We start from the raw sequence: 14680 nt of genomic DNA on the forward strand, positions 1-14680 counted from the left end.
GATTTTCTAAACGATTTATCTTTTTTCTGAGCTTTCCGCTCGGGTTCAGTTTCTCCCGCTCTAAATCCTTTCTTCAATTTTGTTAAATGCTTCAAAGTTATAGCGGAGCAGACTAACGCAAACAGAGGACTGCTCAGCTTTATAGTGACGAACCTAAATCAATAACTCCAATGGATTCTCAAGCAAGTTCTTGAGATCAACCATAAATTTAGCACCATTCATGCCATCAACGATACGATGGTCAATTGTCAAGCAAAGCGCCATGATTGGACGAATTTTAATTTCCCCGTCAACCACAACCGGTGTCTGGACTGTCGCTGCAACACCTAGAATTGCTGAGTTTGGCTGGTTGATGATTGGGTTAAAAGTCTTGGTACCAAACATCCCCAAGTTAGTGATAGAGAAGGTTGAACCTGACATTTCAGCACCCTTCAATTTGCCAGATTGAGCCTTTTTGATAACATCTTTAGAGGCTACTACAAACTCTGACAAGCTCATCTTGTCAGCACCATGAACAACTGGTACTACAAGGCCTTCATCCAAACCTACAGCGATACCAAGATTGACAAATTTATGCAACTCGATTTCTTGGGCATCGTTGATGAGTGAGGCATTGAGATAGCGGTGCTCCTCCTTCATAAGTGTACGTGTTACTGCAAGACCAATCAAGTCTGTGAAGGTCACTTTCAGACCTGTCTTATTCATGATTGGCTCAAGAACTTGCTTACGAAGAGCCATGAGATTGGTCATGTCAATATCATAATTAAGCGTGAAGGTTGGCGCAGTTAGATAAGAGTGAACCATCCCTTTCGAGATTGCTTTACGCATTGGACTCATCTTGATGATCTCAACACCTTCTGGTAGTTCCTTAGCTGGTGCTACTTCTGCTTTAGAAGCCGGTGTTGCAGATTCTGCTTCAGCAGCTGGAGCAAGAACAGCAAGTACATCATCTTTTACAATCTTACCATTGACACCTGTACCGACGAGAGTTGACAAGTCAACACCTTTATCTGCTGCAATACGAGCTGCAAGCGGTGTTGCTTTGGGAGCTGCACCTTTGAAGTCTTCAACATCAACTTTGTGAACGCGACCATTCGCTCCAGTCCCTGGAACAAGACCGAGGTCAATTCCTAGCTCACGTGCTAACTTACGAGCTGCTGGAGTTGCACGTACTTTACCACTACCTTGTGGTTTGGACAATACAGGGGCAACGATTACCGGTGTCCGACCTGCCGGTACTTCTTCAAGAGCTGCGGCAGGTTCTACTACTGGCGCTGAAGAACCATCTAACTCTACTGTCTCACCTTCTGCTCCCAAATATGCGATTATTTCCGTAACAGGTACCGTTGCACCGTTACCATGAACAATTTTCAAAAGGACACCTGACTCTTCTGCCTCCAATTCCATGCTGGTCTTGTCAGACATCATTTCCAAGATGACATCACCTTCGTTGACAAAATCGCCCTCTTGTTTTTTCCACTCGATGATTTCACCTTCTTGCATATCTACACCGAGTTTAGGCATAATGATTTCAATAGCCATAATAATGATACAAAGAACATCCAAATGCGACCGAATGTTGGAGGTTTCCCACAGGATGTCTGCCATCCAAAGTGGACCATCTACATTCCGAACATCTGGTTCGTGTTCTAATCCTTTCTTTCAGTTTCTTACGTTTTCAAGGAATCAAACCAAACTTCGTTTCCATTGTCGGGTTCAATTCCTTTCTAACATTCTCAGTGGTTGAATAACTCTTACCAACCAGACTATTTCAAACAAGGCTAGGACGCTTGCACGTCCTTTTATTCATTTTTTATCCCTTGCTTACTTGCTTATAGATTGCCGCCTTAATTTTCTCTACATTTGGCAATACTGCATTTTCAAGAATGTTTGCGTAAGGAACTGGTACATCATCTGAGGCGATACGAATGATTGGCGCATCCAAATAATCAAAGGCCTCGCTTTCTGTGATAATAGATGCAATTTCACCGATGAAACCACCCGTTTTGTAAGCATCGTTCACCAAGATAACCTTACCAGTTTTCTTAACAGATTCGATAATCAATTCTTTATCAAGTGGGATTAGGGTACGTGGATCAACAACTTCTACACTGATTCCTTCTTCAGCCACTTCTTCGGCAGCCTTCAAAACACGTTCCAACATACGACCGTAAGAAACGATTGTCACATCCGTACCTTCACGTTTGATGTCACCCTTACCGAGTGGAATATAAAAATCTGGATCTAAATTAACTTCTTCTTTCTTACCATAAAGAGCTTTTGGTTCCAAAAAGATAACTGGGTTATTGTCAAGGATAGATGATTTTAAAAGTCCTTTAGCGTCGTTAGCTGTACCAGGTGCGACAACCTTGATGCCTGGAATATGAGTCAACCACGCTTCAAGAGATTGTGAATGTTGTGCTGCTGAACCGATACCTGAACCAGAAGCTACACGGAAGGTTACAGGTGTTTTCAAGCCGCCACCAAACATATAATTAGTTTTTGCTGCTTGGTTCACAATCGCATCAAGGGCGATAGTGATGAAGTCCATGAAAGTCAAGTCAACGATTGGACGAAGGCCTGTTTGGGCGGCACCAACCGCAGATCCTGCAATGGCAGCTTCAGAGATTGGTGTATCGCGAACACGCTTTTCACCAAATTCTTCCAACATACCAACTGATGTACCAAAATCGCCACCATAGATGCCGACATCTTCACCCATCAAGAATACTTTTTCATCCTTACGCATTTCTTCGCTTTGAGCCAAGTTAATCGCTTCACGCAAGGCCATTACTTTTGTTTCAGTCATATTTAAGATACCAAGACCGCACAGAAAAACCAAAATGTTAGAAACCTTCTTTGGATAACCTACATCCAAGGAGAGGTAGCTAGATTTCAGACTTTCCGGTCAAGTTCCATTCCTTTCTTCTATTTCTTTAGAACTGTACAATGATTGCTTATCTGCAATAGAGCAATGATAATTTCGGACACTCCGCTTATTACTAGGCGTCCTTTTACTGCTTTATGTACTTACGACACAGAGAATGCTCAGCCAATATTGCTGAATAGTCGAAATTTGTGAGATAAGTAGGTATGAACTTCCTCATGTACTAGCGCACTGTGTCAGTTCCCTATTTTTCAGTCGTTTTTACGACCTCACAACTTAACATTCTACTTGAACTAAGGACCATGCGAAAAAGATAAATCAGCAGGTAATCTCAATTTTCTTGGCTGATTTTCTATTTTCGCTGTATCCTCTTAGCGTTCTCGTTACTTAATCCACAAACACGTCTTCGTAGGCTACTGAGATGTCTGGATCTGGACTTTCTTGTGCGAATTTAACAGATGCTTCTACTTGTTCTGCTACTTGTACTTCGATAGCATCCAATTCTTCATGGCTTGCAATCCCATTGTCTGTCAAATACTTACGATATTTCTTAAGCGGATCTTTTGCTTTCCACTCATTTACTTCTTCTTTCGTACGGTAAACACCCGCATCCGCTGTTGAGTGACCAAACCAGCGATATGACTCAACCTCTACCATAGCTGGACCATTCCCTGCACGTACGTATTCGATCACTTCTTGCATTTTTTCATAAACCGCAACAACATCATTTCCATCTTCAATATAATGACCTGGCATACCATAAGCGGCTGCACGAAGATAAAGGTGTGGAATTTTTGTGGAATAAGAAATATCTGTTGAGATACCGTAGCGGTTATTAGTAATGAAGAAGATAACTGGCAAGTTCCAAACCGCTGCCAAGTTCATTGATTCATGGAATGACCCTTCGTTAGTCGCTGAGTCACCTGAGAAGGCAATAACGATATTATCTGTTCCAAGATACTTTTGTGTCAAAGCTGCACCAACAGCTAAAGCATATCCACCACCTACAATACCATTTGAACCGAAGTTTCCTTTTTCAACGTTTGCCAAGTGCATAGAACCCCCACGTCCTTTAGACGTACCGGTCGCTTTACCAGCAAGCTCAGCCATCATTCCATTGATGTCGATTCCCTTAGCGATAACATGTCCATGTCCACGGTGGTGCGAGAAGATGATGTCTTGGTCTGTCAAACCAGCAATTGGACCTACAGCGGCAGCCTCTTCCCCAACTGAGAAGTGAGTCATACCTTGTACAAAGCCACGGCGTACTAGCTTATTTAATTTCATATCAACATCACGAATCTGTTGCATTTTCAAGAACATATCCAAGTGCTGTTCTTTTGAGATAGATACCATAATTTCCTCCAAAGGTTTTTCTCTTTCTGTACTATGATAGACCAATATTTCACAAATGGCAAATAATTGAACCGTTTTCTTTTTACAGAAACTTTCGTGAAAACCCTGATTTCGTGCGTTTTTTCACAAATTGACAAAATGTATCCTTTGCTGATTTGATTGTTATTTCACAAACTTTCAATAGTAGCTTGCATGCCTATTTCTTTTCTGTTAATATAAGTACGGAGGTTCTTATGGAGTTTGATCTATTTCTTATGATTTGCAATTATATCGGAACTATCGCTTTTGCTGTCTCTGGAGCTGTCAAGGGGATTAAGAAAAAATTAGATATTTTTGGTATTAGCCTGCTCAGCGTCATCACAGCTGTCGGAGGAGGAATTATCCGTGATACCATAGCTAATCGCATCCCTACTGCTTTGACCGATCCTGCTGCCATCTATTTGTCCATTGGAGTAGCCATTATCATGTATATCATCGTCATCAACCTAAAACAGGACAAACCCTTGGACAAGCGAAGGCTTCACCTTCTATCTCAGATCAATCTTATCTTCGATGCTATCGGCCTTGCCATTTTCGCACTCATTGGAGCTAGCACTGGAGTTGCACTTCAGCTAAATGCAATGACTAGTGGTATCCTTGCCGTCCTAACTGGAGTTGGCGGTGGTATTGCTCGAGACCTACTCGTCAACGAAACACCAATCGTTCTCAAAGAAGATGTCTATGCAGTTCTCGCTCTCTTTTCAGGAATTCTCTATCACCTGTGTGTTGTGAATTGGCATTTACCACAAATTCCAACCTTTATCAGTATCTTTATGATCGCCTTGATTATTCGTCTCCTGGTAATAAAATACAAGGTTAACCTCCCAAATATGGAAAGCAAACGAAAAGGTGGAACACAGTTCTAGATTCAGGCTGAAGAACAGTTTCTTTCAGCTAGGAGTTTCATTCTTTTTGCAAACAATAAATACTTTACAAACCAATAATCGGGAGTCGTCCTCGTTTTTGATTCCCAACTACAATAAAGCAAAATTAAGAAAGTCGAATGTTTCCATCCGACTTTTTTTCATTTTAATCTTTCTGTTCAAGAGCGCGCAACATTTGATCGATTTTGTTACCATACTCAATTGATTGATCTTTTTCAAAGACCAAATCAGGAATTTTATAGAGGGTCAATTTGCGCCCCAATTCACGTTTAATTGTTCCAGTTGCTTTTTCCAGACCAGTTTGTGCTTTTTGATTGTCTGAAGCCAAGCTGCTCATAATCGTGTAGTAGACCTTGGCCATCGACAAATCACCAACCATCTGTACATCTGTAATCGTCACACCTTGCACACGGGGATCACGAACTTTTTTTTGCAAAATCTCATTGACTTCACGCTTAATTTCCATACCCACACGGTCTGTACGAAAATGATTTGCCATAGGAACTCCTTTCTAAATTCAAGATGCAAGGACATCAAGGAGAGTAAGGAAAAATAAGAAAACTAACAAAGGCTCTGTAACAGCAAGCTTCCATATTTTTTACCAACATCTCAGCTTATCTTTCTGTTTGAACTAGATGCAGGAAAAGGAGACCCCTTCCTGTACTTAGTGACAAAATATCGGTTTTCTATTTTCTCTGCCTACCTTAGATCTTTGTATCTTATTTCTTAATTTCTTCCATAATATACGCTTCAATCGTATCATCAATCTTCAAGTCATTGTAATTCTCAATCATGAGACCACCCTCTTGGGCATTTCCAACTTCTTTCACATCATCCTTATAATGTTTCAAGCTAGCCAGTTTTCCATCAAAGAGTACTACACTATCACGGATAACACGAACATTGGAGTCTCGGGTAACCTTACCACGTACGACCATAAAACCACCGATTGTACCGACTTTCGACACTTTGAAGATTTCACGAATAATCGCTTCACCGATAATCTTTTCTTCGTATTCTGGATCAAGCATCCCTTTCATGGCATCCTCCATCTCCTCAATCACCTTGTAGATAATACTGTGGAGACGTACCTCAACGTCATCGGCTTCAGCTTGCTGACGAGCTTCTGGAGTAGGACGAACGTTGAAACCAATAACAAGAGCATTTGATGCTTCAGCTAGAGTGATATCCGATTCATTGATTGCACCTACAGCAGAGTGCACAATATTGACACGGACACCTTCTACCTCAATCTTTTGAAGGGAAGATGCAAGAGCTTCAACTGAACCTTGGACGTCTGCTTTTATAATCACATTAACAGATTTAACTTCACCAGCTTTAAGAGTATCAAAGAGGTTCTCAAGACTAACACGTTGAGTTGCTTGGCGTTGTTTAAGAAGAGCACGTTTAGCACGTTCTTCACCAGCCGCACGAGCAGATTTCTCATCCTCGTAAACCGCAAAATGGTCTCCGGCCATCGGTGTTTCGTTCAAACCAGTGATAGATACCGGAGTAGAGGGACCAGCCACTTTGACACGACGACCGAGGTCATTCGTCATAGCACGGACACGACCAAAGGTATTACCAACAACGATTGGATCTTGAACATTTAGAGTACCTTGTTGAACAAGGAGAGTCGCAACCGCACCTTTCCCCTTATCCAGATGCGCTTCAATAACTGTACCGATAGCACGAACAGTTGGATCTGCTTTGAGTTCCTGGATCTCAGCTACAAGAAGAACTGTCTCCAAAAGCTCATCAATATTTTGGTTGAATTTAGCTGAGATTTCTACAAACTCAGATTCACCGCCCCAAGCCGTAGAGATAACTCCATGCTCAGCCAACTCACCGATAACGCGCTCTGGATTGGCACCTGGTTTATCAATTTTGTTGATTGCAACAATAATTGGAACATTGGCTGCTTTTGAATGGTTGATCGCTTCAATCGTTTGAGGCATAACACCATCATCTGCGGCAACAACAAGAATGGTCAAGTCGGTAACAGACGCACCACGTGCACGCATGGAAGTGAAGGCCGCATGTCCAGGGGTATCCAAGAAAGTAATCTTCTTGCCAGCTTCCTCAATCTGGTAGGCACCGATATGCTGCGTGATTCCCCCAGCTTCTCCTGTTGCAACACGAGAATTACGAAGAGTGTCCAAGAGGGTTGTTTTCCCATGGTCAACGTGTCCCATGATGGTCACAACCGGTGGACGTTCTGTCATTTCCTCTTCATTGAGGTATCCCTCTTCTACGAAGAAACGCTCAATATCTGCATTGTCTACTTCCACTTTTTCCTTAGCTTCAATACCATAATCCACCATAAGCAGTTCAATAGTATCTCCATCGAGAGACTGATTTTGTGTCGCCATAACCCCCATAAGGAAGAGTTTTTTCACAATTTCTGCTGGTTCTCGCTTAATCCGTTTTGCAATCTCAGCAACGGTCATACCAGCTGTGTATTCAAACTCTGTTGGCAACTCATGGAACTTGCGTTCTGTGACAGGCTTAGCAGGCTGGTTGTTCCTGCCTTTTTTATTTTTCTTATTGTTATTCCAGTTACTTGTTCTTTGATTTCTCACTTGATTTTGACTATTTCGATTTCTTTGTTGTTTTCTTGGACCATCTTCTTCGTCACTATTAAAGTCACGTTTCTTATCAGGTCGAGCTTGTTTCTTACGACGTGTATCTACAGCAGTTTCTGCTACTTGCTCCGGTACCGATGTGGCAATAGTAGGCTTAACAAATGGCTTAGTTTCTACAACCGGTTCTTCAAACTTGATTTCCTTTGGCTTCTTAGGCTGTTTTTTTGCCTCCTGAGCCTGACGGAAACGCTCCTCACTAGTACGAGCATACTCAGCATTTTGCTCTGCCTTCAAAGCAGCCGCACGTGCCTTGAAGTCAATCTTCGGCATTGCAGCTCTAACTTCTTCTTGACGACCAAAACTACCGTTTTTGCCAGAGCGACTATCTTGACGACGATTATCACGGCCATCACGACGATCGCTAAAGCGATTATTCTTTCGCTCTTCTGAGCGCCGATCGCGACGTTCATTTCGCTCATGATTTGGGTGGCCTTGACCACTTTGGCGGTTATCCCGGCGCTCCTGGCCAACTTTAGCCTGACCTTGTCTCTGATTTCGCTTAGCTGCCTGCTCTTTAGCACGCGCTTCACGTTCAGCTTTAAAATTGCGACTCTGTGGACGATGCGGTGCCGGTTGATCTACAGTTGCCTTTACTTCCTCTTTAACTGTTGGCTGTGGCTCAACTACTTTTTCAACCTTAGCTGTCTCTGATTTCGGACTTTCTACAGACCGCTCAACTTTACCACTTACTTCCACAGACTTCGTTGTCCTTGATGAAAAACTTTCAGCAAGACGCTTGGCACTTGCAGCATCCACACTTGAAGCATGGCTTTTTACATCAAACCCTAATTCCTGAGCCTTCGCAACAACTTCCTTACTGCTTACGCCCAATTCACGGGCAATTTCATTCAATCTCTTCTTAGACAATACCTTGTCCTCCTGTTCTATTACATAATAGACCTCATCTTCTTTGTAAATCCAGCGTCTGTCACCGCAAGGACTTTTCTGGCCTTACCGACAGCTGCACTCAATTCCAGCGTTGAAAACACTGTTACAACTTCTACTTGATAGGTATAACTTTTATCTGTCACTTTTTTGCTTAAATTTACTGCGGCATCATTGGCCAAGAAAACCAATTTTGCCTGTCCTTTTTGAATGGCCTCAACAACCAATTCTTCACCTGAAATCAGGCGACCAGCTCTTTGAGCCAAACCTATTAAATTTAAGATTTTCTGTTTCTTATTCGAGTCCAAGTTCTCTCCTCTTGACCTTATGTTCAACATAGGCAATCAGTTCATCATAGAACTCTTCCGCCACTTCCATGCTAAATGAACGATCAAAGACATGTCGTTTTTTAGCCTGAGCTGCCTCATCATTATCAAGCTTGATATAAGCTCCACGACCATTGGCCTTGCCCGTTGGGTCGATGAAAACTTGACCTTCTTTATTCTTTACAATGCGGAGCAAATCCCGTTTGTCGATGATTTCACCGGACACCACAGACTTGCGCAAGGGTATTTTTCTAGCTTTTGCCATGGTCGCTCCTTTTGCTTTATTCTTGTTCTTCAGCAGCTTCTTCTACAACTTCTTCTGTCGCATACTGGGCCGCCTCAAATGCCTCGTATTCTGAAGCAGACTTAATATCAATCCGGAAACCAGTCAAGTGTGCAGCCAAGCGAACATTCTGACCACGACGACCAATTGCCAAGGATAATTTATCATCTGGTACAACAACCGTTGCATGCTTGCCATCTTCTGTATCAAACAATACTTGATCCACCTCAGCTGGTGCAAGAGCATTGTAGATAAATTCTGCTTCATCTGCCACCCACTCGATGACATCAATATTTTCCTCTGTCGGAATCATACGATCACTCTTAGCGTCATAACGAGCTGGATGAAATTTATTGGTAATCTTCTTAATGTTTGATCCGCCACGCCCAACGATTGTACCGATGGCATCAACGTTGGGGTTATGGCTACGCACAGCTACCTTTGTGCGGTCACCTGCTTCACGCGCCACACTCATGATCTCAACAGTTCCATCGTACACTTCAGGAATTTCCTGTTCCATGAGACGCTTAATCATTTCAGGATGGCTGCGGCTTACAAAAACGTTAACTCCGCGACCATTGTCTTCCACTTTGTAAACATACACATCAATCCGATCATGAGATTGAAAAACCTCACCTGGAATCTGATCTTGTTTTGATAACTGGGCTTCAATCGTACCAAGATTAACATAGATGAAACGATTATCAAAACGTTCCACTGTTCCAGACATGATTTCATTTTCATGCTGCTTGTAGGTATTGAAGGTTATAGCACGTTTTTGTTTGCGCATTTTTTCCATAATGGTTTGCTTCGCTGACTGAGCAGCAACGCGACCAAATTCGGCTGGATCTTCTGGGAATTTAATTTTGTCGCCCATTTCATACGCTGACGAAATAGCCAAGGCATCTTTTAGGCTGATTTCTAAACGGCTGTCGAACACCTCGTCTACCACTTCACGCACTGTAAACACATGAAAATCACCCTTTTTCTCGTCAAATTCAATCACTGCTGACTCTGCTTGACCATAGCGACGCTTGTAGGCTGAACGGAGAGACTCTGTCACAGCTTCGATGATGTCTGCTTTGTTAATCCCCATGTCTTCCTCTAAAATACGGAAGGCTTCTAGCATTTCTTTACTCATGATACTTTCCTTTTGCTTCCAAAAGGTCCTTTCTTAAAATCTTATATCTGCTCTATTAGACACTGACTGTCAAAGACTACTACACTTTCACGGCCAAACGAGCCTTAGCCACTGTTTGGTAAGGAATAGCAACTTCCTTCTTACGAGTTCTATCCATGTATTCCATAAGCAGAACATTTCCATCAAAGGACAGGAGGGTTCCTTCAAAAACCTTGACCTTATCAATAGCTTGATAAAGTTTGACATGGATGTACTTCCCAACCGCCTGTTCAAGAGCAGCCACCGTTTTCAAAGGACGCTCCAATCCTGGACTGGTTACCTCCAACATGTACTGCTCTGGGAATGGATCTGGTTTTATAGTATCCAAAATAGGACTGATCATTTCTGACAAATCTGCCGTGTCTTGGAGAGAAATTCCTCCTTCTTTATCTACAAAAATGGATAAGACATAATCACCACCCATTTTGCCATATTCCACATCAACCAATTCATAAGGTGCCTGAATAGCAGGAATAATCGCTTCTGTGACTAAATCAATAATAGATGACATAAACACCTCCTCATTCTATCATCTTGTTAAACAAGGTAATCCATCAATACTTCAACAAATATAATGATTGCTGCTCCCAGATAGTTAGAACTAACCTACAAATCATCTTATTTGACCTGTATCCCCATACGGAAATAATCACCTCAACAGAATAAAATCAATGTATAGGGAAAGGGTTGACTTAACGCCAACCCCCCTTTTCTCATTATTACTTTTTTCATTCTAGCATATTTAGTTTTGTTTGTAAAGGAAAACGATGTAAAAGCCTACTAAAAGCAACTCACTCCCTAATAAGCGCACACCAACATTCAAAATTTATCAAAGCAAATCAACAAGATTTTCAAAGAATACAACGCAAAAAGGAGCCTATCAAAGCCCCTTGCCATCATCACTAGAACTGTGCTTCTACTCGATAGATAACCTGACCCTTGTTTGAGAACTTCTCCTCATACTCCGTCATAACATTACCTTCCAAACCATCCGCATGCAAGTCTAACCAAACTTGTTTCAAAATCATGCCGTACTGAGAAAAACTGGCCAAGCTATACTCAAAGAGACCACGATTGTCTGTCTTAAAGTGAATTTCTCCATGTTCAGGCAATATTTCTTTATAGGTATCCAAGAAAGACTTGTAAGTCAAACGGCGCTTCTCATGGCGCTTTTTGGGCCACGGATCTGAAAAATTCAAATATAGCTGATCAATTTCGGCTGGTGCAAAATAATTGGTCAAGCTCGAACCATCCACTTGAAGTAGCTTGATATTGGGTAAGCCAGCCTCAAGAACACGATCCAAAGCATAGCTCAAAACAGTCATCTGAATATCAATCCCAATATAGTTGATATTGGGATTTTGAGCTGCCATACCTGTCACAAAACGTCCCTTACCAGAACCCACTTCGATATGGATAGGATTGGTATTCCCAAATATTTCCGCCCATCGTCCCTTACACTCTTCCGGATTGGAGATGACATACTGCGGATTGCTTGCTAGCAGTTCACTAGCTCCCTTGCGATTTCTAACTCTCATACTTCCTTATAGAAGCTCTGACGGAACTGCCGCAGAGCATAAATTTCCTTGTTCGCCGCTAAAACATTGTAACTTTCCACATGCTTAGCGATTTGATTCAAATAGCCCAACTGACCATACCAATAAATCTTATTTAATACTGTCCCGTTGTATTTATAACCATACGCTCGTAGCCATTCTTCCCATGACTGGCGTGGAATGTAGTGGGTCAAGATATAAGCGACATCCAACATTCGGTCTGTTAGACAAGCCGTTTCCCAGTCTGTCAAATAAACCAACCCCGAGGTTGTTTCCACCCAGTTACTATGGTGCAAGTCACCATGAACAAAGGTCGCAACTTCCTGACGGAAAACCGGCAGATTATCCAATAACTCCTGACAAATGGATTGCAGATAAGAATTCTGCCCCAGTCTTGTCGGTGCCTCTTTTTGCCAGCGATAAACTAAATCCTGAGGCTCCATGTAGGTATAGTTCATCTGCAAGGCTTGATTGAGCAGAATCCGTGAGTAATGCATTCTTACCAAAATCTGACGAACCTGCTTGCTGGTCATATCTTGCCACTCTAAGGTACGCCCATTTAACCACTCTTGCTCTACACGATGCCCCATCCCCGCTTCACGGTTGGCCGATAAAACAGGTGGTGTAATTTGCTCGCGTGCTAGAGCAGAGACTATCGGAGGCATCTCATATTTCACAAAGACTGGCGTTCCGTCTGACCGCAGGCCTTTAAACGCTTTGCCACTGTTTCCTGCAATAGACTGTAATTGTAGCCCACTGGTATCAAACTGCATGCCTTTCCTCCTTTAAAAATTCCTTACTATTTTACTAATTTTCAGCTATTTAGTCAATCAATTTTTTCAATTTTAATGGTAAATATACCTCATGCAAGAAAATACCAATGAGAGGTAAGAATATCACCATTATTTTCTCTTGGCTAAATAGCAGAGCAATGACCACTTCCACCGCTAAAAGACCATATAGAATGACACGAAGAAGCCGTTGAAAACCAACTTTCCTGCGTTGACCATCAAGAGGATACAACTGTGTCAGATATTGGTAATCATAATGTTTGTACAAACCTAACAGTTGAAATAAGAGTAGGTAGTGAAAAACGACTACTAGACCGATAGATATCCATGATTCCTCAATCGCAATCACAGACAAAATAGCTAACAAAAGCAAACGTACAGTCAAGCCCAAGTAATCACCGGCCCTTAAAAAGGCTCGCAGATAGAGATAAAACCAAGTCTGTCCCTGCTTTTTCTTCGCCAAGTTCAATAAAGTATCCAGATAACTCCTACGTTTAACGGTCGTCGTTATCCCTTTTACAGTGGTAAATAAGGCAAAGAAGCGCAAAATGGTCTGCTTTCTCTTTTGCTCTCTTTCAATAGCCTCAGACCAATCAAACACATTTTGCGATTGATACAGGGCCATCTGTCGCCTTATAAGGATAATCTTCATTCCCAACAATCCCAGAACATAGAGAACAATCATCCAGACCGTCAAGCCTAGTTTTAAATAGATAGGGACTAAAATGAGCTGCAACAAGATCTGAATTCCACTCCAGAGCAAGAAACTCCGTATAGCAGCCGTTCTAACCTCTTCTGAAACCTCTTTTTCTTTAGGTAAGAGAAAAACTTGATCTGCCTCTTCCACATAAATCGCAAGCCTTCCTACAAATAGCAACAGGCCATTGATAACTAGGACACTCAATCCAACTGACCAAGTATTTTCAGGAAAATTAAGCAAGAGCTGACGGTATTGTAGACTGAGAAAACCCAGAAAAACCATGAGAACCAAAACAAAATGATCATTCAAGACATAGCGCAAGTACTTGGAGCAACGCTCAAGAAAGTCCAAGCGGCGCCTTTGAAATAATTTTCTCATCTGACCACTCCCTCTTGCGTCAAGGCAAGATAAATATCACTGAGACTGGCCTCTTCCATAGCAAAAGTTGCCTGTAGCTCAGCCAAATTTCCAGCTGCTCGTACCTGCCCTTGGTGGAGAATAACAAACCGATCACACATTTTTTCAGCCGAATCCAGAACATGCGTTGACATCAAGATAGAAGTTCCCTTTGCTTTTTCTTCCTCTAGGAGAGCAAGCAAATCGGCAATAGCTACCGGATCCAAACCTAAAAAAGGCTCGTCAACGATCAACAGGCTTGGTTCTACCATAAATGCACAGATAATCATCACTTTTTGCTTCATTCCTTTTGAAAAATGAACAGGGAACCAATCCAACTTTTCGTCCAGACGAAAAATATTCAGCAACCGTTCTGCTCGGTTCCAAGCCTGCTCCCAATTCAAATCATAAGCCATAGCAACAACTTCCAAATGTTCTTTGAGAGTTAGCTCCTCGTATAAACTAGGCGTTTCTGGGATAAAACCAATCTTTTTTCGATAATGTTCTGTATCCTGTGTCAGGCTTTGGCCATCAATCAAAATCTGTCCTTGATAGGGTGTCAAAAGGCCGATAATTTCTTTTATGGTAGTTGATTTTCCAGCACCATTAAGACCGATTAAGCCGACCAACTGTCCATCTTCAACTGTAAAAGATACATCTTTCAAGACAGGGATATTTACATAGCCACCTGTGACATTTTTTACTTCTAACATACAATTCTTCCTACTATTTGATATAATTATTATAACAAA

Annotated in this window: 13 protein-coding genes and 2 pseudogenes; 1 reads left to right on the forward strand and 14 read right to left on the reverse strand. The window is 42.0% G+C overall.

The genetic code is table 11. The annotated features are described in order from the left end of the window. Positions 1–153: 153 nt before the first annotated feature. The 3 genes from BZG42_RS08025 to BZG42_RS08035 form a co-directional block, all read right to left on the reverse strand. Positions 154–1542, reverse strand: coding sequence for a dihydrolipoamide acetyltransferase (locus tag BZG42_RS08025; protein WP_155995846.1), 1389 nt, complete (start codon positions 1540–1542; stop codon positions 154–156). 271 nt (positions 1543–1813) lie between these two features. After that, positions 1814–2809, reverse strand: a complete 996-nt coding sequence (locus BZG42_RS08030) for an alpha-ketoacid dehydrogenase subunit beta (protein ID WP_024531904.1) — start codon at positions 2807–2809, stop codon at positions 1814–1816. 465 nt (positions 2810–3274) lie between these two features. Then, complete coding sequence (locus tag BZG42_RS08035; RefSeq protein WP_024531903.1) at positions 3275–4243, reverse strand: thiamine pyrophosphate-dependent dehydrogenase E1 component subunit alpha; 969 nt, start codon at positions 4241–4243, stop codon at positions 3275–3277. A gap of 233 nt (positions 4244–4476) precedes the next feature. On the opposite strand from BZG42_RS08035, the gene BZG42_RS08040 reads away from it, so the two are divergent. Continuing rightward, positions 4477–5148 (forward strand): trimeric intracellular cation channel family protein, encoded by a 672-nt coding sequence (locus BZG42_RS08040; protein WP_024531902.1) that lies wholly within the window; start codon positions 4477–4479, stop codon positions 5146–5148. 163 nt (positions 5149–5311) lie between these two features. On the opposite strand, the gene rbfA is transcribed toward BZG42_RS08040, so the two are convergent. The 11 genes and pseudogenes from rbfA to BZG42_RS08090 form a co-directional block, all read right to left on the reverse strand. Next, on the reverse strand, positions 5312–5665 hold the full coding sequence (gene rbfA / locus BZG42_RS08045; protein WP_120172154.1) for a 30S ribosome-binding factor RbfA: 354 nt from the start codon (positions 5663–5665) through the stop codon (positions 5312–5314). Between the two features lie 220 nt (positions 5666–5885). Next, positions 5886–8387 (reverse strand): annotated as a pseudogene (gene infB, locus BZG42_RS08050) (translation initiation factor IF-2); the annotation flags it as partial. Between the two features lie 170 nt (positions 8388–8557). Further along, positions 8558–8678, reverse strand: a pseudogene (locus tag BZG42_RS10300) (translation initiation factor IF-2 N-terminal domain-containing protein); the annotation flags it as partial. A gap of 20 nt (positions 8679–8698) precedes the next feature. Then, a complete protein-coding gene (locus BZG42_RS08055; protein WP_050579602.1) occupies positions 8699–9034 on the reverse strand; it encodes a YlxQ-related RNA-binding protein in 336 nt (111 codons plus the stop codon). Continuing rightward, complete coding sequence (gene rnpM, locus BZG42_RS08060; RefSeq protein ID WP_024531898.1) at positions 8991–9287, reverse strand: RNase P modulator RnpM; 297 nt, start codon at positions 9285–9287, stop codon at positions 8991–8993. The genes BZG42_RS08055 and rnpM overlap by 44 nt, the downstream gene beginning before the upstream one ends. A gap of 16 nt (positions 9288–9303) precedes the next feature. Next, positions 9304–10446 (reverse strand): transcription termination factor NusA, encoded by a 1143-nt coding sequence (gene nusA, locus BZG42_RS08065; protein WP_024531897.1) that lies wholly within the window; start codon positions 10444–10446, stop codon positions 9304–9306. 79 nt (positions 10447–10525) lie between these two features. Then, a complete protein-coding gene (gene rimP, locus BZG42_RS08070) occupies positions 10526–10996 on the reverse strand; it encodes a ribosome maturation factor RimP (protein WP_155995790.1) in 471 nt (156 codons plus the stop codon). 391 nt (positions 10997–11387) lie between these two features. Further along, complete coding sequence (gene trmB, locus BZG42_RS08075; protein ID WP_024531895.1) at positions 11388–12023, reverse strand: tRNA (guanosine(46)-N7)-methyltransferase TrmB; 636 nt, start codon at positions 12021–12023, stop codon at positions 11388–11390. After that, complete coding sequence (gene ccrZ, locus BZG42_RS08080) at positions 12020–12814, reverse strand: cell cycle regulator CcrZ (protein ID WP_024531894.1); 795 nt, start codon at positions 12812–12814, stop codon at positions 12020–12022. Before ccrZ ends, trmB begins: the two co-directional genes overlap by 4 nt. Positions 12815–12863: 49 nt before the next feature. Next, on the reverse strand, positions 12864–13910 hold the full coding sequence (locus BZG42_RS08085) for an ABC transporter permease (protein WP_155995788.1): 1047 nt from the start codon (positions 13908–13910) through the stop codon (positions 12864–12866). Further along, positions 13907–14641 carry an ABC transporter ATP-binding protein gene (locus BZG42_RS08090; protein ID WP_155995786.1) on the reverse strand — a complete coding sequence of 245 codons (735 nt, stop codon included), beginning with the start codon at positions 14639–14641 and terminating at the stop codon, positions 13907–13909. The genes BZG42_RS08085 and BZG42_RS08090 overlap by 4 nt, the downstream gene beginning before the upstream one ends. Positions 14642–14680: the final 39 nt, after the last annotated feature.

Origin of the sequence: Streptococcus sp. DAT741, assembly GCF_009866825.1 — a bacterium.
Taxonomy (GTDB): Bacteria; Bacillota; Bacilli; order Lactobacillales; family Streptococcaceae; genus Streptococcus; species Streptococcus ruminantium.